23 protein-coding genes are annotated in these 23,950 nt (G+C 68.8%); 12 read left to right on the top strand and 11 right to left on the bottom strand.

The window, feature by feature from the left end:
* The first annotated feature begins 158 nt into the window (after positions 1 to 158).
* From OG817_RS02080 to OG817_RS02070, 3 genes are all read left to right on the top strand, one after another.
* Entirely contained in the window at positions 159 to 821 is a 663-nt protein-coding gene (locus OG817_RS02080) for an SIS domain-containing protein (RefSeq protein WP_406051774.1), read from the top strand.
* A complete protein-coding gene (locus OG817_RS02075; RefSeq protein WP_406051772.1) occupies positions 818 to 1,777 on the top strand; it encodes a ribokinase in 960 nt (319 codons plus the stop codon). The genes OG817_RS02080 and OG817_RS02075 overlap by 4 nt, the downstream gene beginning before the upstream one ends.
* 69 nt (positions 1,778 to 1,846) lie before the next feature.
* Complete coding sequence (locus OG817_RS02070) at positions 1,847 to 2,854, top strand: LacI family DNA-binding transcriptional regulator (protein WP_131359232.1); 1,008 nt, start codon at positions 1,847 to 1,849, stop codon at positions 2,852 to 2,854.
* 846 nt (positions 2,855 to 3,700) lie between these two features.
* Here the strand turns inward: OG817_RS02070 and OG817_RS02065 are convergent.
* The 4 genes from OG817_RS02065 to OG817_RS02050 form a co-directional block, all read right to left on the bottom strand.
* The gene (locus OG817_RS02065; RefSeq protein WP_406051771.1) at positions 3,701 to 6,796 is read right to left on the bottom strand and encodes a GH92 family glycosyl hydrolase; all 3,096 of its coding nucleotides are present in this window, start codon (positions 6,794 to 6,796) and stop codon (positions 3,701 to 3,703) included.
* An 18-nt stretch (positions 6,797 to 6,814) separates the two neighbouring features.
* Entirely contained in the window at positions 6,815 to 7,708 is an 894-nt protein-coding gene (locus OG817_RS02060) for an NAD-dependent dehydratase (protein WP_406051770.1), read from the bottom strand.
* Positions 7,705 to 8,541 carry a phosphotransferase family protein gene (locus tag OG817_RS02055; RefSeq protein ID WP_406051768.1) on the bottom strand — a complete coding sequence of 279 codons (837 nt, stop codon included), beginning with the start codon at positions 8,539 to 8,541 and terminating at the stop codon, positions 7,705 to 7,707. The genes OG817_RS02060 and OG817_RS02055 overlap by 4 nt, the downstream gene beginning before the upstream one ends.
* A gap of 61 nt (positions 8,542 to 8,602) precedes the next feature.
* Positions 8,603 to 9,457 carry a nucleoside hydrolase gene (locus tag OG817_RS02050; protein ID WP_406051766.1) on the bottom strand — a complete coding sequence of 285 codons (855 nt, stop codon included), beginning with the start codon at positions 9,455 to 9,457 and terminating at the stop codon, positions 8,603 to 8,605.
* A gap of 72 nt (positions 9,458 to 9,529) precedes the next feature.
* On the opposite strand from OG817_RS02050, the gene dapD reads away from it, so the two are divergent.
* Positions 9,530 to 10,468: a 2,3,4,5-tetrahydropyridine-2,6-dicarboxylate N-succinyltransferase gene (gene dapD / locus OG817_RS02045; RefSeq protein ID WP_406051765.1), complete on the top strand. Its 939-nt coding sequence runs from the start codon at positions 9,530 to 9,532 to the stop codon at positions 10,466 to 10,468.
* Positions 10,469 to 10,586: 118 nt separating this feature from the next.
* Positions 10,587 to 11,558: a hypothetical protein gene (locus OG817_RS02040; protein WP_406051763.1), complete on the top strand. Its 972-nt coding sequence runs from the start codon at positions 10,587 to 10,589 to the stop codon at positions 11,556 to 11,558.
* A gap of 56 nt (positions 11,559 to 11,614) precedes the next feature.
* On the opposite strand, the gene fdxA is transcribed toward OG817_RS02040, so the two are convergent.
* Positions 11,615 to 11,941, bottom strand: coding sequence for a ferredoxin (fdxA, locus tag OG817_RS02035; protein ID WP_131359246.1), 327 nt, complete (start codon positions 11,939 to 11,941; stop codon positions 11,615 to 11,617).
* Between the two features lie 139 nt (positions 11,942 to 12,080).
* On the opposite strand from fdxA, the gene OG817_RS02030 reads away from it, so the two are divergent.
* Positions 12,081 to 13,007: a GNAT family N-acetyltransferase gene (locus OG817_RS02030; protein WP_406051762.1), complete on the top strand. Its 927-nt coding sequence runs from the start codon at positions 12,081 to 12,083 to the stop codon at positions 13,005 to 13,007.
* Here OG817_RS02030 and OG817_RS02025 read toward each other — a convergent pair.
* Positions 12,989 to 14,371: an MFS transporter gene (locus tag OG817_RS02025; RefSeq protein WP_406051760.1), complete on the bottom strand. Its 1,383-nt coding sequence runs from the start codon at positions 14,369 to 14,371 to the stop codon at positions 12,989 to 12,991. The two genes, OG817_RS02030 and OG817_RS02025, sit on opposite strands and share 19 nt — an antisense overlap.
* A 54-nt stretch (positions 14,372 to 14,425) precedes the next feature.
* Between OG817_RS02025 and OG817_RS02020 the strand changes: the two genes are divergently transcribed.
* A complete protein-coding gene (locus OG817_RS02020; RefSeq protein WP_406051759.1) occupies positions 14,426 to 14,875 on the top strand; it encodes a type II toxin-antitoxin system PemK/MazF family toxin in 450 nt (149 codons plus the stop codon).
* 18 nt (positions 14,876 to 14,893) lie between these two features.
* Here the strand turns inward: OG817_RS02020 and OG817_RS02015 are convergent, their stop codons facing one another.
* From OG817_RS02015 to OG817_RS01995, 5 genes are all read right to left on the bottom strand, one after another.
* Positions 14,894 to 16,657 (bottom strand): VanW family protein, encoded by a 1,764-nt coding sequence (locus OG817_RS02015; protein WP_406051758.1) that lies wholly within the window; start codon positions 16,655 to 16,657, stop codon positions 14,894 to 14,896.
* Positions 16,658 to 16,828: 171 nt separating this feature from the next.
* On the bottom strand, positions 16,829 to 17,347 hold the full coding sequence (locus OG817_RS02010; RefSeq protein WP_406051757.1) for a flavin reductase family protein: 519 nt from the start codon (positions 17,345 to 17,347) through the stop codon (positions 16,829 to 16,831).
* Positions 17,348 to 17,423: 76 nt separating this feature from the next.
* Positions 17,424 to 18,335: an N-acetyl-1-D-myo-inositol-2-amino-2-deoxy-alpha-D-glucopyranoside deacetylase gene (mshB, locus tag OG817_RS02005; protein ID WP_406051755.1), complete on the bottom strand. Its 912-nt coding sequence runs from the start codon at positions 18,333 to 18,335 to the stop codon at positions 17,424 to 17,426.
* A 239-nt stretch (positions 18,336 to 18,574) separates the two neighbouring features.
* Positions 18,575 to 18,871, bottom strand: a complete 297-nt coding sequence (locus OG817_RS02000; RefSeq protein ID WP_396396251.1) for a response regulator transcription factor — start codon at positions 18,869 to 18,871, stop codon at positions 18,575 to 18,577.
* A gap of 150 nt (positions 18,872 to 19,021) precedes the next feature.
* Positions 19,022 to 19,390, bottom strand: a complete 369-nt coding sequence (locus OG817_RS01995; protein WP_406051753.1) for a (deoxy)nucleoside triphosphate pyrophosphohydrolase — start codon at positions 19,388 to 19,390, stop codon at positions 19,022 to 19,024.
* A 60-nt stretch (positions 19,391 to 19,450) separates the two neighbouring features.
* On the opposite strand from OG817_RS01995, the gene OG817_RS01990 reads away from it, so the two are divergent.
* The 5 genes from OG817_RS01990 (at position 19,451) to OG817_RS01970 (ending at position 23,926) form a co-directional block, all read left to right on the top strand.
* Entirely contained in the window at positions 19,451 to 20,077 is a 627-nt protein-coding gene (locus OG817_RS01990; RefSeq protein ID WP_406051752.1) for a hypothetical protein, read from the top strand.
* A gap of 107 nt (positions 20,078 to 20,184) precedes the next feature.
* Positions 20,185 to 20,478, top strand: a complete 294-nt coding sequence (locus OG817_RS01985; RefSeq protein WP_131359262.1) for a hypothetical protein — start codon at positions 20,185 to 20,187, stop codon at positions 20,476 to 20,478.
* On the top strand, positions 20,478 to 21,278 hold the full coding sequence (locus OG817_RS01980; protein WP_396396256.1) for a hypothetical protein: 801 nt from the start codon (positions 20,478 to 20,480) through the stop codon (positions 21,276 to 21,278). The genes OG817_RS01985 and OG817_RS01980 overlap by 1 nt, the downstream gene beginning before the upstream one ends.
* Positions 21,279 to 21,299: 21 nt before the next feature.
* Complete coding sequence (locus OG817_RS01975) at positions 21,300 to 23,177, top strand: fumarate reductase/succinate dehydrogenase flavoprotein subunit (RefSeq protein WP_360441501.1); 1,878 nt, start codon at positions 21,300 to 21,302, stop codon at positions 23,175 to 23,177.
* Entirely contained in the window at positions 23,174 to 23,926 is a 753-nt protein-coding gene (locus tag OG817_RS01970) for a succinate dehydrogenase/fumarate reductase iron-sulfur subunit (protein WP_131359268.1), read from the top strand. Before OG817_RS01975 ends, OG817_RS01970 begins: the two co-directional genes overlap by 4 nt.
* The last annotated feature ends 24 nt before the right edge of the window (positions 23,927 to 23,950 follow it).

The raw sequence follows: 23,950 nt of genomic DNA, 5'->3' as shown, positions 1-23,950 counted from the left end.
GACGACCTGGCCGGTCAAGGCCCGAACCGGTGACGATGTGATCAACCCGGCCGATTTCCTCGTACACGTGAGGGTTTCGACCTGGATGCAGACGTTGACACTGCCGGATCCGGCTGCCTACTCTTCGGAAATCGATTTCTGAGATGAAAGGCGCTGGGATGCCAGTTGTGCCGAACCGTGCGTCCGCCCACCGCACGGCCGACGAGCTGTCCAGGGACCTGGTGGCACGGGGATTGGAGGCGGCGCGGAACGCGATCGAGACCGAGGCCGCGGCGGTGTCCGCGTTGGCGGACCGGCTGGACGGAGTCTTCCTCGACGTACTGACCGCCGTCGCCGGCTGCGAAGGTCACCTGGTGGTGACGGGCCTGGGCAAGTCCGGGCTGGTCGGCCGCAAGATCGCCGCCACACTCGCCAGCACTGGCACGCCGGCCACCTTCATCCACTCCGGCGACGCGCTCCACGGCGATTCCGGTGCGGTGACGACCCGCGATCTGGTCCTCGCCCTGTCCGCCTCCGGTGAGACCGCCGAGGTCTGCGCGTTCGCCCGGATGCTGCGCGACCGGGAGATCCCGGTGATCGCGATGACCGGCAACGAGGAGTCGACGCTGGCCCGGCTGGCGACGTACACGCTGGACACGATGGTGCTGAAGGAGGCGGACCCGCTGAACCTCGCCCCGACAGCGTCGACCACAGCTTCGCTCGCGATGGGTGATGCACTCGCCTGTGCCCTCGTCGTACTGCGGGAGTTCAGTCACCACGACTTCGCCCGGTTTCATCCATCAGGTGCCCTCGGCAAGCGTCTGCTGGGGGACGAGGCATGAGTTCGTACGACGTCTGTGTACTCGGCTCGTTCATGAAGGATCTGGTCGCTTCGGCCGAGCGGCGACCGTTGCCAGGGGAAACCCTGCACGGGACCGGCTTCGCGGAGTTCCTCGGCGGCAAGGGCGTGAACCAGGCCATCGCGGCCGCGCGGATGGGCGCCCGGACGGCGATCGTCGGCACCATCGGCGAGGACCGGTACGGCGAGGAGTTCCTCGAACTTCTCGAGTCCGACGGCGTCGACACCGCGTGGGTGGTCCGTCATCCGTCACTCGGTACGGGCGTCGGTCTGCCGCTCGTACTGCCGGACGGTGGCAACTCGATCATCATCGTGTCCCGTGCCAACGCCGCGATCACCGCGGACGATGTCGAGGCGGCAGCCGGCGTACTTACCGCCAGTAGGGTCCTCAGCGTCCAACTCGAGCTCCCGGTCGAGGCGAGCCACGCTGCCCTCCGGCTCGCCTCGACCGCGGACGCCACCACGATCCTCACCCCGGCACCCGTCGGCCCGGTCGATCCGACGCTGGCGTCGTACGTCGACATCCTGGTACCGAACGAGGTGGAGGCGGCCGCGCTGACCGGGCTGAACTGCGACGACGAGTCGCAGGTGCCCGCGATCGCGCGGAAGCTGGCCGAGGAGTGGGACCTGCGTGGGTGTGTCGTGACGCTGGGGTCGCGCGGGGCCTACGTCCTGGATCGGGCGCGGGATTTCGAGGAACGAGTCGAAGCGCACCGGGTCGCGACCGTCGACACAGTCGGCGCTGGGGACGCCTTCTGCGGTTCGCTGGCCGCGTCTCTGGCCGGCGGTGCCGAGCTGATCGACGCCGCACGGCTGGCCAACGCTGCCGGTGCCCTCTCCACCACCGTGAACGGCGCCGCAGACTCCGCTCCGGACCGCGCAGCCGCGGTGGCGCTCCTCGACGGCGCGACATCTGGCGTCGGGCCGCCGCCCACATGAGATCCTTTCTGCTGGATCGGGGTTAGAGTGCGATCCAGACGACCATTGGATCTCCAGCGGGGAGCGGGCATGACGACGATCTACGACGTCGCGCGTAGATCAGGCGTGTCCCCGGCCACGGTCTCGCGAGTGCTGAGCGGCCGTCGCAACGTGGATCCGCAGTTGTCCGAGAAGGTCCGGGCCGCGGTGGCCGAGCTCGGCTACCGCCCGAACGGCGTCGCCCGCAACCTGCGCAAGTCCAGTACGAACCTGTGGGCCGTCGTCATCTCCGACATCGAGAACCCGTTCTTCACGTCACTCGTCCGTGGTCTGGAGGACGTCGCGCAGACCGAGGGGTACCACGTCGTACTGTGCAACTCCGACGAGGACCCGGCCAAGGAGGCGGCGTACGCCTCGGCGGTGCTGACCGACCAGATGGCCGGTGTCGTGATCTCCCCGACGTCGACGGCCGAGGGTGTGCAGCAACTCGCGGAAGCGAAGATCCCGCTGGTGCTGATCGACCGCCGCGTCGACGGCGTCGAGGCGGACACCGTGCTGGTCGACAACGAGCACGGTGCGCACGAGGGCGTCAAACACTTGATCGACGGTGGGTACCAACGGATCGCGTGTATCACCGGTCCGCGGAAGGTCAGCACGGCAATGGACCGGCTGGCCGGGTATCGGTCGGCGTTGCGGGCCGGTGGGATCCGCTACAACAAGGACCTCGTCCGGCACGCGGATTTCCGCGAGGCCGGTGGGTATGCGGCGATGGAGAGTCTGCTCGAACTTGCCGAGCCGCCTGAGGCGCTGTTCGTCACCAACAACCTGATGACGGTCGGTGCGCTGGAATGCCTGGCAAAGAAGGGCCTCCGCGCTCCGGCCGACATCGCGGTGGTCGGCTTCGACGACATCCCGTGGGCGGACCTCGTCGTACCCAGCCTGACCACGGTCGCCCAGCCGACGTACGAGCTGGGCCGAACCGCGGGCCTCCTGCTGAAGGACCGCACCGCCTCCCCCGGCCGCCCACCCTCCACCGTCACCCTCCGCACCGAACTCCACATCCGAGCCACCTCAGCCCCCCGAACCAAGAAACGCTGAGAAGAACACCCGCTCGGACACCGCTTCGCGGCGGCTGATCTGTCGGCCGCGTCCGGCGGTGCGGGGAGCTGTCCACCAACCACCGTCCTCCCGCCAGCGGTGGCTGTCCTGCTGCCTCCGACGGCTGGCGCTGATCGCGACACGAGCTAGGTGATCGGCGGGGCGGGGAACTGTCGGGGGTGTACCGGACCCTGCTCGATCCCGCCGATCATGTGTGTCGCGTCGGATCGTCCGGGTGCAGACGGAGAGGGATCGAGCGGAGGCCGGATCGATCAGGTCTGGACCAACTGCTGCTGGTGTACCGAAGGACAGGAGGTAGTCGCCTCCGGCCAGCTCGCGCAGGCGGCACGAGGCGGCGCCGGGGCGCCAGACGACGACTACCTCCTGTCCTTCGGTACGGGTAGACCGGGCGGAGGCCCGGCCTAGACGAGGCGATGACCCACCCCGCCGATCATGTGTCTCCGGTCAATGGCTGCTGGCGTACCTAAGGACGGGTAGTACTCGCCTGCAGCCGGCTCGCGCAGGCGGCGCTAGATCGCGCCGGGGTGCCAGGCGGGGACTACTACCCGTCCTTCGGTACGGGTAGACGCTGGTGGGTCCAGCGCGGACGGTCCGGGCGGAGGCCGGCGTGGGCGGGCGAGTCCGGCAGGACCGGGCGAGATTCGATCGCGGACGGGCGACGTCGATGAGTTGTCGCGCCGATCACGTGGAGGGCGCGGTCCCGGCGGCGCGCGTCGCCGGAGGCGGCCAATCGTCAGTCGCTGCGAAGGGGTGTCCTTTACGTGTGGTGCGCGGGTGCCGCGCGGGCGGCTGAATGGTCAGCCGCCCGGCGGGTCCGGTCTGCAATTACTGGAGGAGTTCGAGTTGGCTGAGGATTGTCTGGCCGGGGGCGGCGGTGATGGTTAGGCGGTAGTGCTGGTAGGCGCCTGGGGTGGGGATCTTGAAGGGGCGGGTTTGGCGGGGCCAGGGGAAGGATTCGTTGGTTCGGGTGTCCAGGCCGGTCCAGGTGGTGTTGTCGGTGGAGGCTTCCAGGTGCCAGGCGGTGGGGGTGCCGCCGGTGCCGGAGGTGAGGGTGTAGAAGGACGCCGTGGCTGGGGAGGGGAGGGACCAGTGGATGGTGGGGGTTGGGGTGTCGAAGGTGACCTCGGTGGTGGAGGTGTTGTCGAAGAGGGGGTTGCCGGCGTCGTGCGGGATCAGGTCGACGAGCGGGGTGGGGATGGCGTCGTCCTGGGTGACGGAGGGTGGCGTGGCCAGGGTCGCCCAGTCGGAGGGGGTGGGGCCGAGGACGAAGTCGATCTGGGTGGCCGAGCGGAGGTCGGCGGCCGTGATTGATGCGGTGGGCAATTGTTTGCCGTCGACCAGGAGCTCTTGGACGTAAGGGTGTTGCACACCCGATGCCGTGATGACGATGGGCTTGCCGCCGAGAGGCGTGACGGCAGTGCGGGAGAAGAGCGGCGAGCCGATCGCGTATTCGGGGGCGCCGACGCGGAGCGGATAGATGCCTAGGGCAGCGAACAGGTACCACGCGGACATCTCGCCGTTGTCCTCGTCGCCGGGGTATCCCTGGCCGATCTGTTCGCCGACGTACAGGCGGTCGAGGACCTCGCGGACGATGGCCTGCGTCTTGTGCGGTGCGCCGGCGTAGTTGTACATCCAGGCGATGTGGTGGGCCGGCTGGTTGCTGAAGCCGAACTGGCCCATCCGGACGGCTTGGGCCTCGAGCATCTCGTGGATGACGATCGAGTAGGTGCCTTTCTTCACCGCGAGTTCGGGGGTGGTGAAGAACTCGTCGAGCTTCGCCTCCAGGCCACGCGGGCCGCCGTACAGGTTGGCGAGGCCGCGTGGGTCGTGGGCGACGTGGAAGGCGAAGTTCCACCCGTCGGTCTCGGTGAAGTCACCGCCCCACTCGCACGGGTCGAACTCTTCGGGCGTCTTCGCGAACGTACCGTCCGGCCGCCGGCCCTGGAAGAAGTTGACGGCGTCGTCGAAGAGCAGAACGTAGTTCAGCGATCGACGGCGCAGGTACTCCGCTTCCTCCGCGAGCTGAGCGCGGCGAGCGGCAGGAACTGCGGGATCGTCGGCGAGACGGGCGGCCATCTCGGCGAGGCCGAAGTCGTTCAGGTACGCCTCGAGCGACCAGGACACGCTCTCCTCGGTGTCGGTGCTCACGTACCCGGTGAAGAACCCGGTCTCCACGCCCTTCCGCCCGACCTCGGTCGCCTCCGGCCCGACGGTGGCGTTGCGGAGACCGGCGTCGTACGTCGCCAACGGATCAGGCAGCTCGACGCCCTTCAGATAGGCATCCGCGAACGACACGTCGGAGCTTGTCCCGGTCATGCAGTCCGCGTAGCCCGGCGACGACCAGCGCGCGATCCAGCCACCGTCGCGGTACTGCTGCACGAACCCGTCGACGAACTCCGCCGCCAACGACGGGTAGAGGAACGCGTACGCCGGCCACGCGGTCCGGTAGGTGTCCCAGAACCCACTGTTGACGTAGATCTTCCCGGACTTCACCACCGCACGACCGGCCTCGGGCGCGGTGACCGGGCTGGCGTAGCGGTAGTCCGGTTCGTCGACGCTGCCGGCGTTCTCGAACTGGCTGTTCGGGTAGAGGCTGAGTCGGTAGAGGTTGCCGTAGACCGTGCGCAGCTGCGGCTCGGTCGCGTCGTCCGGCCGGATCACCGCGAGTCGCTCGTTCCAGGCCTGGTTCGCGGCCTGCTGGACGTTCTCGAAGGATCGGCCCTCGAGCTCGAGCGACAGGTTGTGGCGCGCCTGGTCGACGCCGATGAACGACGTGGCGATCCGCAGCGTGACCTCCTCCACCCCTGAGAACGTCACCGCGCGAGCGTTGTCCCGGCCACCGACAGCCGGCCCGAAACCCACAGGCGCTGACGAGAAGACCCCGTAGCAGTACATCCGGGTCCGGCCGAACTCCGACCCGTTCTCGACCCAGCCGGTCAGCGCGGTCCCGTCGAAGCTGAAGGCGCCGTTCTCGTCGATGGTGTCGAACACCAGATGCCGGCCGGCCGCGTCGCCCGGGAAGCCGAACCGGAAGATCGCCCCGTGATCGGTCGGCGCCAGCTCGGCCAGTACGCCGTTCGCAAGACGGACCGAGTACAGGTCCGGCCGAGCGATCTCGTCGTCGTGGCTGAAGGCGGCGGCGCGTTCGGCCGGATCGCCGAGCGGCTCGGCCGCGGCCACAGGCATGATCGTCAGCTGGTCCCGGTCGCCCATCCACGGGCTGGGCTGGTGAGAGAACGACAGGCCCTGCAGCTCCGGCCGGTTGTCGGCGTTGTTCGCGCGGTGGTACTCGTACGGCCAGCGGTGGGTCGAAGCGTCGGTCACCGGCGTGAGGAAGTTGAAGCCATTCGGCCAGGCGGTGATCGGCAGCGTGTTGCCGCGGGAGAAGTCGTGGCTGGCGTTGGTGCCGCGCCGGGTGTCGACGTACGCGACCAGGTCCGTGCCGTCCAGCCGGGCCGGCGCCGGCCCGATCTCGACGTCGTCGACCCAGCCCTCGAAAGGCCCTGAAGGAGCGTCGACCACGAGCAGCACCCGGTCGACGGTCTTCCCGGCCGCCGGCGAGAGGTCGACCTGTACGTCGTTCCACTGGTTCGCGTAGAGGATCTTGGCCGCGCCCTGGCCGGCCGCATCGAGCGGCATCCCGTACTGGTCCGTGGCGCCGAGCCCAGACAGCCGAGTGCCGTCGGTGAAGACCAGGTCCACCGCCGCGTACGTCGCCGAGTAGCTGAGCAGCTCGTCGAGCTCGGGATAGATCTTGTAGCGCAGCCGGTCTCCGACCTGCAGTAGGCCACCCACCGTCTGAAGCGCCGCTTCCTGACGGCCTCCCGTCGTACCGGAGTAGCGGGTCGCGTCGACACTGCTGAAGCCAGCGCCGCTCGGGCTGGTCGGGCCGACCGGCCCTCCACCTGTCTCGATGATCACGGGAGGCAATGCTACGGATCAGTGCGGCGGCGGAGGCGGGACGTTCCCATCGTGGACCCACGTCACGTAGTCGCGCGCGATGTCCTCGTCCGCCCGCAACCGCAGTCCAGCCGCCAACGCCCGGCTGTTGTCGAGCCGGAACGTCCCGTCGTTGCTCCCGTCGTGCGGTAGGTGGAAGCGGTCCACCGCCGGCGACCAGTCCACCGGAGCAGCATCGGGTACGACGGAACGCCAGGCGTCGGCCAGCTCCGTCATCGTCCGAGTCGGCCCGACCGCGTTGAACGGACCACTCACGCGCTCGGTCGTGAGTCGGAGCAGGAAGTCAGCGAGGTCGCGGGCGTCGACGTACTGCACCGGCTGCGAGGGTCGGGCGGCGCACTCCATCCGGGTGCCATGGGCGAGCGCGGAGCCCCAGTTGCCGAAGTCCGGGTTGTATGGACCGACCACGAAACCGGACCGAACTGCCGCGGTCCGCGCGCCGAAGGTGGCCGACAGCAACGACTCACAGCGCACCTTCGACGGGCCGTAGATGTCCATCGTGAACTCGTCCTCGGGCGCACCGTGCGGCCAATCCAGCAGCGGAGCAAACTCGTCCATCCCCGGCGTCACCTTGCTGGCGTAGACGGCGATCGACGACATGTAGGTGTAGTGGCCGACGCGATCCCGAAGCAGCTCCGCACTCAGACGGACCTGTGGAACGAGGAAGCCGGACATGTCGATGACGCCGTCCCACTCCCCCGTCGCCAGCACGTCCGGCGCGGCCCGCTCACCGACCAAGCGTCGCACCTCAGGAAACAGCTCAGGGTTGGTCACGCCACGGTTGAACAGCGTCACGTCGTGACCGTCGCGCAAGGCGGCCTCGACGACATGACGGCCGAGGTTCTTCGTGCCGCCGAGGACGAGCAGCCTCACGACAGCTGGTCCATCAGATCCTCGAGCTCGGCCAGGAGCGGGGCGATCCAGGCGCCGGAATCCGGGATCGTGCGCCGGCCTTCGGTGACGATGAAGTCCAGTGCGAGAAGGCAGAAGCAGGCGCCGCCGGCGAGGAGTTGGCGGTCGACCAGGAAAGGATCCGCGCCGGCCGTCTCGACGTAGTGGGCGACGATCGGTCCGCGGTCGTGGCCGAGTGCGGTCGCGTCGCGGACCAGGGTGTACAGGTCGCTGAGGTACGGCGCGACGAACGCCAGCGGCCAGTCGACCGCAGTCCACCGGGTGCCGTCGGAGACAAGGTTCTTCGGCACGAAATCACCGTGGACGACGGCCAACGGCGCATCCCGGTGCAATGCTGCGAGAGCCTCGGTCAACAGCCCTACGTCGAACGAGATCCGGTCGATGCGGTCGGCCAACTCCTTGACCCGCTCCGGCGGGAACCCGCTCGGCCCAGAGACAGCCCGGGAGCGAATCTCGGCCACCAACTCGGCCGCAGCCAGGAATCCCTCCGCCGACGGCTCCTGCTCCAGCGTCACCCGGCCCACGTCCGCGAGCACGAGCATGCCGTCCTCGGCGTGGATCAGCTCAGGCGCCGGCAGCCCCAAGGGGATGACGAACCGCTCGTACGCCGTTCCCTCACCGGACTGACTGTCCGTACCCCGCTTCACGATCACGCTGCGCAGTCCGTACGACAACCGCCAGACTTCCGACGATCCCCACTGCCGCAGCAACTCCCCGTGCAACGCTCCGACCGACGGAGCCTCCGTAGCCCGCAGTACCGGTCCGTCAACATGCGAGAGCCACGCCGGAAGCATCACGCCAGTAGATCACGGCCGCTCGATCAGTCGCCGCCGAATTTCCCAGCCGAGGCCGGGCTCAGGTCGGGCTGCCCGCACAAGCGACGAGGATCCGGTCCACGATGCGCCGGGCGACCGCCTCGGCGTCGAGATCGGCGACGATCCGGTGCGGCCCGTCGCCGGGCGTGAAGGGGGTGATCCCGGCCACGTCGACCTCGATCCGGCCGGTGGCGAAGGTGAACAGGTCCGGATCGGTCAGCGTCACCACCGCGGCCGGGTCGTGCGGGACGTTGGAGTCGGACGCGGAGAAACTCCAGAACTGCCGCATCTCCGCACCAAGCAACTGCCCGAGCGGTCCGGCTGCTTCGAACTCGGCGACGACAGCGCCACCCAGCCGCAGCCGCGACGTCTGGTCGATCCCGATGACCGTCGCCGGCACTCCGCTGCCGAACACGACCGCGGCCGCGTCGACGTCGCACTTGATGTTGTGCTCGGCATCGGCCGACAAGAAGTTGCCGCCCATCACGCACAACTGCTCGATCTGGTGCCCGGGCCGCTCGACGGCCTCCGCCACATTGGTCAACGGCCCGACCGCGACGACGGTCGGCGAGGCGGCGAGCACCGCGATCGGGTCGGTGCCGGTGGCGACGGTCTCACGGGCCAGGTCCGGAAGGAGCGCGCCTTCGTGACCGGCCCACCAGGCCGGCCGGCCGGAGCGGGTTTCGGTACGGCCGGGCACGATCGGGTCGATCGCACGACCCGCAACCGTGGCCACCCGTGCGGCCATCCGGGCCCGGACCAGAGTGTCGCCGTACACGGTGGTGACGGCGGTGAGATCGAGTTCGGGTGAGCCGAGGATCGTCGCCAGGGCGAGGACGTCGTCGACGTCGGAGCCGAGATCGGTGTCGAACGTCAGCGAGGATGCCGTCTGCATCCGTCCATGTGACCACAGCCACCGGTGCACCGGCCTCCACTGCGGCGCGGGCCGTCTGGCAGGCTTGTGGGCATGACCGAGAACGCCACGCACGCCTGGGGCTTCGGCCTCGCCACCGTTTTCGCCGACGGGACCGTCCTCGACGTCTGGTACCCGGCGCCCGAGCTCGGCTCACGGCCGGACGACGCCAAGGCGCCGGCCGAGCTGATCGCTGCCGAGGGCAACGACGAGATCCGGCAGGTACGGCGTGAGGTCGTGTCGGCCGAGATCGCCCTGGACCAGGCGCCTGCGGGCACCGCGGACGCGTACCTGCGGCTGCACTTGCTGTCGCACCGGCTGGTCCGCCCGCACGGCCTCAACCTCGACGGCATCTTCGCCGCGCTGCCGAACAACGCGTGGACGTCGCTCGGCCCGGTCCCGGTCGAGAACATCGAGCAGGTGCGGCTGCGGGCCCGCGCGGCCGGCCAGCACCTGAGTGTGGCGAGCGTCGACAAGTTCCCGCGGATGACGGACTACGTCGTACCGAGCGGCGTTCGGATCGGCGACGCCGACCGGGTCCGGCTCGGTGCGCACCTGGCCTCCGGGACCACAGTGATGCACGAGGGCTTCGTGAACTTCAACGCCGGCACGCTCGGTACGTCGATGGTCGAGGGCCGGATCGTGGCCGGTGTGGTGGTCGACGACGGCAGCGACATCGGCGCCGGCTCGTCGATCATGGGCACGCTGTCCGGTGGCGGTACCCAGGTGGTGTCGATCGGCAAGCGCTGCCTGCTCGGTGCGAACGGCGGCACCGGCATCTCGCTCGGCGACGACTGTGTGGTCGAGGCGGGGCTCTACGTGACCGCCGGCACCAAGGTCACCCTCCCCGACGGCAGCGTGGTGAAGGCGCGCGACCTGTCCGGGCAGCCCGGGCTGCTGTACCTCCGCAACTCGGTCACCGGTGCCGTCGAGGCGCGGCCGCGCCAGGGTGAGGGCATCACGCTCAACGAAGCCCTGCACGCCAACGCGTGACAGGTGAGCACCAACGCGTGCGGAACGCCAACCAACCGCACGCGCCGCACGTCAACCACATCGTGACCGACATCCCGGAACCCGACCACCGCCCCCACACGTTGGGACCCGTATGCCGATGAAGCGTCGTGCCCTGGTGGCCGTGGGCGCTGTCGGTGTGCTTGCGCTGGCCATTGGGTTGACGGTCAAGTGGGTCGGGGACAAGGGAATCGGGCCGTTGCTGCCGCCCAAAGAGCAGTGCACGGCCACGGTCAACGGGACCACCGTCGAGCTGGACCTCGAGCAGGCTGAGTCGGCCGCGATCATCGCGGGTGTCGCCGTACGCCGGGGACTGCCGGCTCGGGCGGCGACGATCGCGCTGGCGACGGCGTACCAGGAGTCCGGCCTGCGGAACCTGGCGCATGGGGACCGGGACTCGCTGGGGTTGTTCCAGCAGCGGCCGTCACAGGGCTGGGGTACGGCGAAGCAGGTGCGGGACCCGCACTACGCGGCCGGGAAGTTCTACGACGCGCTGGTGAAGGTGAAGAACTACCAGACGCTCGCGGTGACGGTGGCGGCCGACCGGGTCCAGCGCAGCGCGTTCCCGAACGCCTATGCGGATCACGAAGCGGACGCCCGGGTGCTCGCCTCGGCGCTGACCGGGCAGTCGAAGAGCGTGCTCGCCTGCACGGTGAACACCGACTCGGTGAAGCAGGAGGTGGTCGGCCGCAACGGGCTGACGCCGCGGGCGGACGCCGTACGCACGGATCTGCTCGAGACGTTCGGGACCCTGTCGACCGGTGGGTATGCGCCGGGTGGGGTGCAGTCCGGGCACATGGTGGGGTCGGCGCACTACGAGGGCCGGGCGGTGGATGTGTTCGTGCGGCCGATCTCGCAGACCAACACGACCAAGGGCTGGGCGATGGCGCAGTACCTGGTGGCGCGGGCGGACCTGCTGAAGATCAAGACGGTCATCTTCAGCGACAAGATCTGGACGGCAGGCGGCCGGTCGGACAGTGGGTGGCGCGACTACACCCCGCCCGAACGCTCCGGCGACCCAGCCATCCTCCGCCACCTGGACCACGTCCACGTCGACGTCCAGGAGCAGTAGTCAAGCGTGTGGCGGGCACCCCGTTGGAGCGCTCGCCACAATAGGTAGCTGGTTAGTTACTCGTCGTGCTCCTGCGGCGGCAGGGCCTCGATGAAGGGGTGATCTTTGTCGATCTTGCCCATCTTGGAGGCGCCGCCGGGGGAACCGAGGTCGTTGAAGAAGTCGACGTTCGCGGTGTAGTAGTCCTTCCACTGCTCCGGAGTGTCGTCCTCGTAGTAGATCGCCTCCACCGGGCAGACCGGCTCGCACGCTCCGCAGTCGACGCACTCGTCGGGGTGGATGTACAGCATCCGGTTGCCCTCGTAGATGCAGTCGACGGGGCATTCCTCGACGCAGGCGAGGTCCTTCAGGTCAACACACGGCTGCGCGATGACGTAGGTCACTGCTACTCCTCCTATGGCAGGCAAGCGCAGCGCTGATCTGGGGTGCTGCGATGCGGTGATGCTGTGCTCGATGCAAAGTGTGGTGCAAGGTCTCTAGTATCACGGTAGTCCTTCGCCCACTCTGCCAGGAGTCCGCATCGTGTCAGGCCTCAGTCTCCGTGATATCGGCCACCGTGTCGTGGTCCGGCACCGGATTCCGGGCGGACTGACCGACGTGATCGGCGTTCTGCAGTCCTGGGACCCCTCCGGCCTGGTCGTACGGCACGCGGACAGCAGTCTGCACCAGGTCGGCAGCGCCGACGTGGCGGCGGCCAAACGGATCCCGGAGATGCCGCTGCGGCCGGTGGACGTCGAACAACTCTTCCTGACCACGGCCCTGGGCCGGCCGGCGGCCGAGACGGCGTACGTCGGCCAGTGGTTGCTGCGGGCATCTTCTGGCTGGACCGGCCGGGGCAACTCGCTGCTCCCGGCCGGGAACCCCGGCATGCCGGTCGCCGACGCGCTCAAGCACGCTGAAGCTTTCTACGACGAGCGCGGCCTGCCCCCGCTGGCGCTGGTCCGCGTCGGCAGCCCGGAAGCGGCCGAACTCCTTGCCCAGGAGTGGATCGACGCCCGCCCGGAGCAGTCCGACACCTTCGTCCTGCACACCACCCTGGACCACGTGAACGCCTCCCCGCAGTACGACGTACTGATCGCGGACCACCCCAGCAACGCGTGGTACGCCGCCGCGTTCGACGGACCGGTGCCCGAGGCTGCCCCGGCCGTGATGGAGGGTGCGCCGAAGGCCGTGTTCGCCTCGATCACCCTGGACGGCCGCACGGTGGCCGTCGGACGGGGGTCCATGACGGGGCACTGGCTCGGTGTCGATGCCGTCCGGGTGGACCCGTCGTACCGCCGCCGAGGCCTGGGTACGGCGCTCGTCCAGGGCCTGGCTAGGTGGTCCGGGCCGCTGGGCGGCCGCCGTACCTATCTGGAGGTCGTGGAGGAGAACACGGCCGCCATGGTCACCTACCGCAGGCTCGGCTACGCGGAGGCGTACCGCTACCGCTATCTGACCAAGCGCTGAGCCGCAGCCGCCCCGACCAGCGTCACCACGATGAACCCGGCCAGTACGACGCTCAGAGCGCTACTGGGGTTCGAGGCGAGCGCTGCGTAGCTGGAACCGGCCAGAGCGACCCCGAGAGCGCCGGACAGCTGTGCGTTGGTGGCGACCACGCCGGACAGGTCAGCGGCGTACTGCGAGGAAATGCTCGAGGTGACTGCGCCGATCAGGGTGTTGGCGCTGATGCCGAGCCCGAGGCCGCCGACGCCGAGCAGGGCGAACAGGAGCGGCCCGGTGCGGCCGCCGAGCAGCAGATAGCCCAGGACCGACACGTATCCAGCCGCGAGGACCAGACAGCCGATGACGGGCATCCACCGCACTCCCCTGCGCAGCCGCGGGATGATCGGCCCGGCCAGCCCGAACGCCGCGACCCAGACGACCATGGCGAACCCCGAGTACGCCGGCCCCTTGTGCAGACCGCCCTGGAGGTAGAGGGCGAGGACGAAGAGCAGAGCGAAGTACGTGCCTGTCGTGCAGGCATGGGCGAGCAGGCCGGCCCGGACAGACGGGTTGCGGAGCACTTGCCTCGCGATCAGGGGACGACCACCGCGTGCGGCGGCCCGGCGTTCGCCGTACTCGAAGAAGGCCAGGGCGGGCAGGCTCAGCAGGAGGCACAGCCAGGACCACGCCGGCCAGCCGCGCTCAGAACCCAGCAGGAGCGGGACGATCACGAGCAGAACCGCGGCGGACAGGGTGAGTACGCCGACCAGGTCGACGGGATCGCGATCGGTCGTCCGGTCAGCGGGGAGCAGGCGGCGGCCGGCGACCAGGAGAGCCAGGCCGATGGGGATGTTGACGAGGAAGATCGGGCGCCAACTGGTGCCGAACAGGTCGGCCGCGATGAGTACGCCGCCGAGGATCTGTCCGAGGACAGCCCCACCGGACAAGGCGATCGAGAAGTAGCCCAGCGCCTTCAGCCGGTCCCGGCCGTGGAAGTGCAACTGGATGCCGCTGAGGACCTGCGGGACCATCAGCGCGGCGCCTGCGCCCTGGACGAAGCGGGCGACGACGAGGGAGACGATCTCGGGCGCGAGACCGCAGGCCAGCGAGGCAGCCGTGAACACCAGCAGACCGAGCAGGAACGTCCGCCGGTAGCCGAGGGACGAGCCGAGCCGGGCGCCGGTGATGAGCAGGACCGCGAACGCGACGACGTACCCGGTCACGACCAGTCCGACCGCGCCCTCCGAGGCCTGCAGATCGGCGCCGATCGACGGGCCGGCGATGTTCGCGACCGCGGTGTCGATGTTCGCCATGAACTGCCCGGTGAGCAGGACCGCCAGGATCGGGGCCCGATTGACCGTCTTCGTGTCTTGAATGGTGTTTTCCACGCCGTTGGAACGGTGTGAGGCCGGTGTGATGTGAGGGGGTTACCCTCGGGTGCCATGGCGGATCACAGGGCGGATCACGTGGCGGAGCGGCCGGAGTACGCGGGGGACTTCGAGGGAACCGTGCACGTCGAGTACACGCCGCACCCGGACGACGGAGTGGCGGACCCGGGCGAGATCGTCTGGACCTGGGTGCCGTTCGAGGAGGACCACCACCGCGGCAAGGACCGGCCGGTGCTGGTGGTCGGCTCGGACGGGCCGTGGCTGCTGGCGCTGATCCTGACCAGCAAGGACCACGACCGGGACGCCGCCGACGAGGCACGCTGGGGCCGGATCTGGCTGGACATCGGCAGCGGCGCCTGGGACAAGGAAGGCCGCAACAGCGAGGTCCGTCTGGACCGTGTCCTGCGCATCGACCCCGGTCAGGTCCGCCGCGAAGGCGCCGTCATCGGCGAGGACCTCTTCAACCAGGTAGCCGCCGAACTCCACAAGATCCACCGGGGCTGACAGCAGCCCCGGCCCGGATCAGTTCGGCGGGCGGGTGGGCTTGTTCACGCCTGGTGGCGTGCTGGTGCCGGGAGGCGGCGGCGTGGTGCCGGGCTTGGGCCCACAGCGGATGTCGTCGGCCGCGTTGTACTTCGTGACGAACGACTCGGTCTTCTGCCGTACTCCGTTCTTCGCGAAGTACCGGTAGACCGTGATGTCGAACCCGGGGGTCGGCGCCTGCGGCCGGCACTTGGGATCGGGGTTGTAGACCACCTTCGGTGCGCGCGGGTTCCGCTTGCCGGACTGGCCGGCGGTGATGTCCCAGACCTTGGTGCCCCAGATCTTCACCGTGATGCTGCCCGCACTGCCCGGCGTCGACGCCTTGAAGATCGTCTGCACCAGCACCCCGTGCCCGGAGTCGTTGAGGAACTTCATGTCGACCGCCGGCCAGGCCACGGTCGCTTCGCGGCCGATCGGGTAGCGGCTGATGTAGACGCTGTGCGCCTTGTGCTCGACATCCTTCAGCCCGGCGAAGAACGCCGCGTTGAAGGTGGTCGTGGCCGACTGCGAGACACCGCCCCCGAGGTCGAGCACGAACTTGCCGCCGCTGATGATGTTGCCCTCGGTGAAGCCGTTCTCCTTGGTCCGCTCGCCGACGATCTTGTTCAGGCTGAACGTGTCGCCGGGCTTCACCAGCGTGCCGTTGATCTTGGCCGCCGCGGTGCCGATGTTCACGTTCCGGTACGGCGCGTGCGGGAAGCTGGTGGTGAACTCCCCCATCACTTCCTTGATCCCGAGCGCGGCAGCAGCCTCGGTGGTCACCTTCGCCTTGGTGTGGGTCAGCCCGACCGCGGCCCGCCGCTCCCCTGGCGGCTTCGGCAGCGCGGCGAGGATCGCGGGTCCGACCTTGGCCCGGTCGACCACCATGCCGTCGACGGCCGGGACGACCTTCGGCGCGGTCCCGACGATCTGGACCGTGGCGTCCTTGGGCAGCGTCTCCAGCGTCTTGAACCGCTCCTGGAACAGCGGCTCGAGCATCTTCGTGTTCAACGCCGGGGTGGCGTTACCGTCCTTCACGGTCACCGTCAGCGCGGGTCCGAACTCCTTCGGCCGAAGCTCGGCCGACTTGTCGCCGACCGTCAGCCGGACCGGGCCGGACATGGCCGGTTCAGCGAAGTCCTTCAGGGCCTTGTCCATCGCGTCCGTGCCGGCCTGCGGCCTGGTCACGTTGACCGGCAGGTCGGCGGGGGTATCACCGGCCGGGTAGGCGGCGACGAGCGCGTCCGCTGCCTTCGCGTTGTCCAACTGGAGGCCCTCGGCGGGCGCGTGCTGGACCGGCGTGGCTTCCTTGAAGGTGATGCTGCCTTCGGTGGCCGAACGGTTCACCTGGGTGGCGAGCTTGTCGACAGCCGCTTTCAGCTTCGCGTCGTCCGCGGTGACCACCGGGTCGACCGCGTCACCGCCGGTCAGGGCCTGCCAGATGTGGCCGGGGGCGAGGCTGCGGCCCGCACCCGCGGCGTCGACGGTGGCGTCCAGGTTCAGGCTGAGGCCGGCATCGGCCGGCTGCACCTCGAACTTGGACTGGCCTGCCTTGAGGGGCATCGGCTGGGCCAGGCGGTCCTTCAGCCCGGCCTCGAGCTTGGCCTTGGCATCGCCCTCGGACATCCCGCCGACCGGGATGCCGAGCACCGTGGTGTCACCGGGAATCTTGTCGCCCGCGAACGCGAACGCCGCGCCGTAGCCCACTATGAGCACGCCAAGCCCAGCAGCGGCGATGATCCCCGCTAGCTGCTTCTTCCCCACCGGACAGAGTCCTCCACTCAAACCGTGTACAGGCCGCGTCCGCTCGGGACACGAGGGCACATCTTACGGGACGAATCAGGCCTCTTCTGCCGCCGGGGCGGGCCCGCCCTGGCCCGGGGTGCCCCGACATGCCCCGGCTTGCCCGTAGCCGCGCGACATGCGCGGTAACGCTCAGGCTCCGGGCAGTTTCCGGTAGTGACTCGCGTGGTAGATCAGCGCGCTCGGATCGGCCGGCTCGCCCAGGCCGAGGCTCAGCACCTCACCGACCACGATGGTGTGGTCGCCGCCGTCGTACGTCGCCCAGGTCCGGCACTCGAGCCAGGACAGAGCCCCCTCCAGCAGCGCGCAGCCGGTCTTCGGGCCGGCCGACGTCGTGATCCCGTCGAACTGGCTGTACAGATCCCGGCCGGAGCGGGCGAACCGGTCCGCGATCGGCTGCTGATCGCCGGCAAGCACCGAGGCGGCCCAGTAGCCACAGTCGAGTACGGCGGCGTGCATCCGGACACCCTTGTCGACACAGACCAGCACCAGTGGCGGGTCGAGCGAGAGTGACGTGAACGCGTTCGCCGTCATCGCGTGCGCGACGCCGTCCTGGAGCGTGCTCATGATCGTGATGCCGGAGGCGAACCGGCCGAGCGCAGCACGGAAGTCGGCGGGCGCGACACTCCCACTGGGCTCCGACGAGGACACCATTGCAGACTATGCCCGCCGGAAGGTTGATGCCTCAACCGAGCGTGTGGGAACGGTCACGCCCGCGCGGTCCGTCCTACAGCCCCGCGAACAGGTCGTGCTCGAGGCCGTCCGGGCCGGGCGCCGCGGTGCCCTTGACCAAGCGGTACGACTCCGAGGCCCAGACCTGATTGCCGTTGTTGTTGGACAGCGCGAAGAACGGCCCGTCGACGGTGATCTGGGTGGCGTGCGCCTTCATCGCGTTCATCTTGCGATCCAGGAACTCGTCGCCGTCGATCACGCAGTTGATCAGCCGGTCCGGCGTGATCGGCGGGCCCATCGGACCGTCCGGATCCATGCCCTCGAACGTCGTCGTGTCACCGGCCTCGCGCAGCCGGCGCAGGCTCTCCCGCATCCGCGACTCCGCCATCGCGATCCAGTAGATCTTCGCGATGTCCCACGCCTCGCCGAGGTCCTCCCGGTACGACGGGGCGGCCGCCAGGGCAGCGGCGTACGTCGCGACGCGATGGGCCTTGATGTGGTCGGGGTGGCCGTAGTTCCCGTACTCGTCGTACGTCACCAGGACCTGCGGGCGGACCTCGCGGATGACCGGGACCAGATCGTCGGCCGCGGCGAGCAGGTCGGCCTGCCAGAAGCTGTCCTTGCGGGTCTCCAGCGGGACGGCGGCGTTGCCCTCGTCGTTGTAGATCATCCCGGTGTCGCGGTACTTCCCGGCGCTGCCGAGCCAGCGGTGGTCGGTGACGCCGAGCTCGGCCATCGCGGCGGCGAGCTCGCCGATCCGGTGCTCACCGAGCTGATCGGCCTGATCGGCGGCCAGGTGTTCGAGGTCCGGGACGAGCACCTCACCCTCTTCACCGAGCGTGCAGGTGATCAGCGTGACGGCGGCTCCCTCGGCCACATAGCGCGCCATCGTCACGCCGTTGTTGATGGTCTCGTCGTCCGGGTGGGCGTGCACCAGCAGCAGCCGGCGGTCAGGTAGCTCACTCATGCCGAAAGCCTACGTCGGCCCGCCGACAGCTTTCGCGCGCTTTTCATGGCTCGCCGCCGAGGGCCGTCGCGGCCCGGCGACGACCCGGGTCGCGGCCCGGGCGGTGCGCCTGGTTGAGGCCCGGGCATCGCCGGGCCGCGACGGGTCCGGCGCTGCACACAGGGGGGTCAGCGGCTGAATGGGTGGTCAGCCGGGTCCGCAGCGCCGGTCTTCCCCGGACCCGAAGCCCGGGGAAGAGATCAGCCGAACCGGCGGACGAGCAGACAGCCGGCCTGGAAGCGGGACCTGGCACCGAGACCGGCGATCAGCGCGCTGATCTCGGACCGGACGGTCCGCAGCGAGAGGCCGAGTTCGCGGGCGATCGCCGCGTCCTTGGCACCGGTGGACATCATCCGGCCGATCGCCACCTGGCGACTGGTCAGCTCCTTCGCCGCCGCGGGGGTACGACGCCGCGATCCCAGCTCGTACACCTCGCAGACCAGCTCCGGCGCGATGTCTTCCCGCCGTACCGCGGGAACGGCCTGGTACACCGACATGCCTGTACTCCTCCCCGGAAAGTAACGGTCACGATTCTCCGGCTGGTCCAGACCGCTCACCAGGTACAACCCATACAGTTGACCCATACAAACCGCGACCGTCGCGACCGCCAGGCCCGAGCGGGCCGGTGAGGGTGTGATGTCTGCCACTCAGAGCAGGTCGCGGAGCCGCCGGACGAACGGCCGGTCCGGGATCAGCCAGTCCGCCTCGTCCAGTTCGGCCGGGGCGAACCACCGGAGCTCGTCGTGTTCCCGCAGTACCGGGTCGCCGGCAACGATCGACGCCCGGTAGACGCGCAGGCGGTAGCGCTCGGAGATGTCCACCGCCGGCCCGAGCGACTCGCCGACCTTGATCTCCAGGTCGAGCTCCTCGCGGATCTCCCGGACCGCCGCCTGCTCCTCGGTCTCCCCCGGCTCGACCTTGCCGCCCGGGAACTCCCAGCCACCGTCGGGATCGGGCCGGTACGCCGCCAGCACCCGGCCGTCCCTGACGACGGCGACTCCTACCACGATCTGCACGGGGCGACTCTGCCAGATATACAAGGAGAACTGTCCCCGGCCTCGGGCAGGATGACCTGCATGCCGTTGCAGAACAGGGTTTTGCCGACGCAGGAGATCGTGGCCGACGCCGGCCGCGGCCTGCTGATGGGCAACCGCGGCTCGCTGCACAGCCCCGACCGCCGCCTCGGGACGACGCGCTGGCGCTCCAAGGCCTGGATCTGCTGCGTCCTTGACTGGAAGGGGGTTCGGCGCGATCCGATGCCGCCGGGGCGCTGGACAGCACTGTTCTTCTTCGACGAGGCGGTCGCGCTCGCGGCCGGCCATCGGCCCTGTCATTACTGCCGCCGCAGGGACTTCCTGCTGTACGCCGGCGCCTGGGCGACCGGCCGCGGTCTCGACGAGCGCCCGCGCGCCGCGGCGATGGACGCCCAACTGCATCTCGAACGTGTCGAGCCACGCACCCGGCGACAACGCACCACCGTCCAGAACCTCGGCGAACTCCCTGACGGAGCGATGATCCGGTACGACGGCCGCCCGGCGCTCGTGCTCGGCCACCAGGTGCTGCCCTGGTCCTGGGACGGGTACGGCGAGGCCCGCCGGCCGCCCGGACTGCGTGAGGTGGAGGTGCTCACCCCACCGGCGAATCTCGTTGTACTGAAGGCCGGATTCGCTCCATTACTCCACCCGACGGCGGTCGGCAACTGAGGTAACCCTAACTGGAAACACGCCGTACCGAGGGGTCTTCCGTTGGGCGCCCCGCAGAGGCAAAGTGTGCCCATACTGACAGCCACAAGACAACTACTGGAGTCGGCATGGGTGAAGGCAACAGCGGCGTTGCCGCAGTCGTCCGCGCGCTCGAGGCACTACACACGTCCGTCGGCAAACTCAGTCAGGAGTACGGTGACACTCTCGGCATCCGCCGGTTGGTGTCGGATGTGGCCCGGCTGAACGACGACTTGGCTGAGCTCGGCCCTCCCGACCCCCGTCACAGACCCGGACCCGTTCCGGAGGAACTCGAGGAGATTCCCGACGTGGAGTATGACGCGTCCATGTGGACAGACGCGGAGCACGAAGGCTTCGGCGCGCCCGACAGGCACGCTCCCTGATGGCGACGGGAGTAGACGCACCCGGTCGCGCACAGATCGGCCTCAAGACCGCAAGAACCGACCGGTGGTGGCTGGCACCGCTGCGGATCGGTGTGATCCTTCTCTTCTTCATCGCCTATGCGACGGTCCGCATCTTCATGGGCAAGTGGTACTGGGTCGACGATTTCCACTACCTCACCCCGCTGTACTCGCCCTGCCTGAGCAGCTCGTGTGTCGAAGGCTCCAGCCACCTCGGCACCTGGTTCGGCGGATTCCCGCGCTGGCTGCCGTTGAGCCTGATCACCTTCGTGGTGCTGGCCGGCTTCCGCGGCACCTGTTACTACTACCGCAAGGCGGGCTACCGGTCGCTGTTCTTCGCGCCGGCCGCCTGCGCGGTCCCGGAGCCGCACAAGAGCTACACCGGTGAGACCAAGTTCCCGCTGGTCGCGCTGAACCTGCACCGCTACTTCTTCTACGGCGCACTGGTCTTCGGTCTGCTCAACGTCTACGACGGTATCCAGGCCTTCCACGGCAAGGACGGTGGTTTCGGCATCGGCCTTGGCACGCTGATCATCTGGGTCAACCTGGTGATGCTGTGGCTGTACACGTTGTCCTGCCACGCCTGCCGGCACATCGTCGGCGGCCGGCTGAAGAACTTCTCCAAGCATCCGCTGCGCTACCGGTACTGGACCTTCGTGTCCAAGCTGAACCCGAAGCACGGCACGTTCGCGATGGCGTCGCTGTTCACCGTGATCCTCACCGACGCCTACATCATGGGACTGTCGGCCGACTGGTTCTCCGACCTGCGCTTCATCAACTGACCCACGGGATCTGAAGACTTCATGACTGAGCTGGAACGACACACCTACGACGTCGTCGTGATCGGGGCCGGCGGCGCCGGTCTGCGCGCGGCGATCGAGGCCCGCGAGCAGGGCAAGCGCACCGCGATCGTGTGCAAGTCGCTGTTCGGCAAGGCGCACACCGTGATGGCCGAGGGCGGCTGCGCGGCGGCGATGGGCAACGCGAACTCCAACGACAACTGGCAGGTCCACTACCGCGACACGATGCGCGGCGGCAAGTTCCTGAACAACTGGCGGATGGCCGAACTGCACGCGCAGGAAGCCCCCGACCGGGTCTGGGAACTGGAGACGTACGGCGCGCTGTTCGACCGCACGCCGGACGGCCGGATCAGCCAGCGCAACTTCGGCGGCCACACCTACCCGCGGCTCGCGCACGTCGGCGACCGCACCGGCCTGGAGCTGATCCGCACCCTGCAGCAGAAGATCGTCTCGCTGCAGCAGGAGGACTTCGAGGCCACCGGCGACTACGAGGCCAACCTCAAGGTGTACGCCGAGTGCACCGTCACCGAGTTGCTGAAGGACGGGGACGCGATCTCCGGTGCCTTCGGCTACTGGCGCGAGTCCGGCCGGTTCATCCTGTTCGACGCGCCCGCGGTGGTGCTGGCGACCGGCGGTGTCGGCAAGTCCTTCAAGGTCACCTCGAACTCCTGGGAGTACACCGGTGACGGGCACGCGCTGGCGATGCGGGCCGGCGCGACGCTGATCAACATGGAGTTCATCCAGTTCCACCCGACCGGCATGGTCTGGCCGCCGTCGGTGAAGGGGATCCTGGTCACCGAGTCGGTGCGCGGTGACGGCGGCGTACTGAAGAACTCCGAGGGCAAGCGGTTCATGTTCGAGTACGTGCCCGACGTGTTCCGGGCGCAGTACGCGGAGACCGAGGACGAGGCGGACCGCTGGTACAAGGACCCGGACAACAACCGGCGTCCACCGGAGCTGCTGCCTCGCGACGAGGTCGCCCGGGCGATCAACTCCGAGGTCAAGGCCGGCCGCGGTACGCCGCACGGCGGTGTCTTCCTGGACGTGTCGTCGCGGCTCCCGGCCGAGGAGATCACTCGCCGGCTGCCGTCGATGCACCACCAGTTCAAGGAGCTGGCCGACGTCGACATCACCGCCGAGCCGATGGAGGTCGGCCCGACCTGTCACTACGTGATGGGTGGCGTCGAGGTCGACCCGGACACCGCGTCCTCGAAGGTCCCCGGTCTGTTCGCGGCCGGTGAGGTCGCGGGCGGCATGCACGGGTCGAACCGGCTGGGCGGCAACTCGCTGTCCGACCTGCTCGTCTTCGGGCGGCGCGCGGGCATGGGTGCGGCGGTGTACGTCGACTCGCTGCAGGAGCGGCCGAAGATCGACGAGGCGGACATCGACGCCGCGGCGATCGAGGCGCTGGCACCGTTCGAGCTCGAGGGCGGCGAGAACCCGTACTCGATCCACCAGGAACTGCAGCAGTCGATGAACGACCTGGTCGGCATCATCCGCAAGGAAGAGGAGATGGAGCAGGCGCTCGGCCGGCTGGCCGAGTTCCGCGGCCGGATCGCGAAGATGACGGTGGAGGGCCACCGCCAGTTCAACCCCGGATGGCACCTGGCGCTCGACCTGCGCAACATGCTGACCGTGTCCGAGTGCGTGGCCAAGGCCGCGTTGCGGCGGCAGGAGTCCCGCGGCGGTCACACCCGCGACGACTACCCGGGCATGAACGCCGAGTGGCGCAAGAAGCTGCTGGTCTGCGCACTCGATGCCGACGGCGGCGTGAACGTGACCGAAGAGCAGCAGATCCCGATGCGCGAGGACCTGCTCGAACTGTTCGAGCTCGACGAGCTGACGAAGTACCTGACGGATGAGGAGCTGCCGGCCAAATGAGTTACAAGGGCAAATTCCGCGTCTGGCGGGGTGACTCCGACGGCGGCGAGCTGAAGGACTACGAGGTCGAGGTGAACGAGGGCGAGGTCGTCCTCGACGTCATCCACCGGCTGCAGGCGACCCAGACGCCGGACATGGCGGTGCGGTGGAACTGCAAGGCCGGCAAGTGCGGCTCCTGCAGCGCCGAGATCAACGGCATGCCGAAGCTGATGTGCATGTGCCGGATGAACACGTTCGCCGAGGACGAGGTCGTCACGGTGACGCCGATGCGCACCTTCCCGGTGATCCGCGACCTCGTCACCGACGTGTCGTTCAACTACCAGAAGGCCCGCGAGATCCCGGCCTTCAAGCCGCCGGCGGACGTGAAGCCGGGCGACTACCGGATGCAGCAGGTCGATGTGGAGCGCTCGCAGGAGTTCCGCAAGTGCATCGAGTGCTTCCTGTGCCAGGACACCTGTCACGTGATCCGCGACCACGAGGAGAACAAGGAGAGCTTCTCCGGTCCGCGGTTCCTGATGCGGATCGCCGAGCTGGACATGCACCCGCTCGACGCGGCCGACCGGCAGCACGCGGCCCAGGAGCAGCACGGCCTGGGCTTCTGCAACATCACCAAGTGCTGCACGGAGGTGTGCCCCGAGCACATCAAGATCACCGACAACGCGCTGATCCCGATGAAGGAGCGCGTCGCCGACCGCAAGTACGACCCGATCGTCTGGCTCGGCAACAAGATCCGCCGCCGCCCCGCCTGATCGACACCTCCGAGAGCCCCGGCC

The sequence above is a fragment of the Kribbella sp. NBC_00889 genome (assembly GCF_045207705.1).
Taxonomy (GTDB): domain Bacteria; phylum Actinomycetota; class Actinomycetes; order Propionibacteriales; family Kribbellaceae; genus Kribbella.
The sequence above is the reverse complement of the archived record's forward strand: the minus strand, read 5'-3'. Positions and strand labels throughout refer to the sequence as shown.

Coding starts and splice junctions, on each gene's coding strand:
- OG817_RS02080 (WP_406051774.1), top strand. CDS start 159: ATGCCAGTTGTGCCGAACCGTGCGTCCGCCCACCGCACGGCCGACGAG.
- OG817_RS02075 (WP_406051772.1), top strand. CDS start 818: ATGAGTTCGTACGACGTCTGTGTACTCGGCTCGTTCATGAAGGATCTG.
- OG817_RS02070 (WP_131359232.1), top strand. CDS start 1,847: ATGACGACGATCTACGACGTCGCGCGTAGATCAGGCGTGTCCCCGGCC.
- OG817_RS02055 (WP_406051768.1), bottom strand. CDS start 8,541: ATGCTTCCGGCGTGGCTCTCGCATGTTGACGGACCGGTACTGCGGGCT.
- OG817_RS02050 (WP_406051766.1), bottom strand. CDS start 9,457: ATGCAGACGGCATCCTCGCTGACGTTCGACACCGATCTCGGCTCCGAC.
- dapD (WP_406051765.1), top strand. CDS start 9,530: ATGACCGAGAACGCCACGCACGCCTGGGGCTTCGGCCTCGCCACCGTT.
- OG817_RS02040 (WP_406051763.1), top strand. CDS start 10,587: ATGAAGCGTCGTGCCCTGGTGGCCGTGGGCGCTGTCGGTGTGCTTGCG.
- OG817_RS02020 (WP_406051759.1), top strand. CDS start 14,426: ATGGCGGATCACAGGGCGGATCACGTGGCGGAGCGGCCGGAGTACGCG.
- mshB (WP_406051755.1), bottom strand. CDS start 18,335: ATGAGTGAGCTACCTGACCGCCGGCTGCTGCTGGTGCACGCCCACCCG.
- OG817_RS02000 (WP_396396251.1), bottom strand. CDS start 18,871: ATGTCGGTGTACCAGGCCGTTCCCGCGGTACGGCGGGAAGACATCGCG.
- OG817_RS01990 (WP_406051752.1), top strand. CDS start 19,451: ATGCCGTTGCAGAACAGGGTTTTGCCGACGCAGGAGATCGTGGCCGAC.
- OG817_RS01985 (WP_131359262.1), top strand. CDS start 20,185: ATGGGTGAAGGCAACAGCGGCGTTGCCGCAGTCGTCCGCGCGCTCGAG.
- OG817_RS01980 (WP_396396256.1), top strand. CDS start 20,478: ATGGCGACGGGAGTAGACGCACCCGGTCGCGCACAGATCGGCCTCAAG.
- OG817_RS01975 (WP_360441501.1), top strand. CDS start 21,300: ATGACTGAGCTGGAACGACACACCTACGACGTCGTCGTGATCGGGGCC.
- OG817_RS01970 (WP_131359268.1), top strand. CDS start 23,174: ATGAGTTACAAGGGCAAATTCCGCGTCTGGCGGGGTGACTCCGACGGC.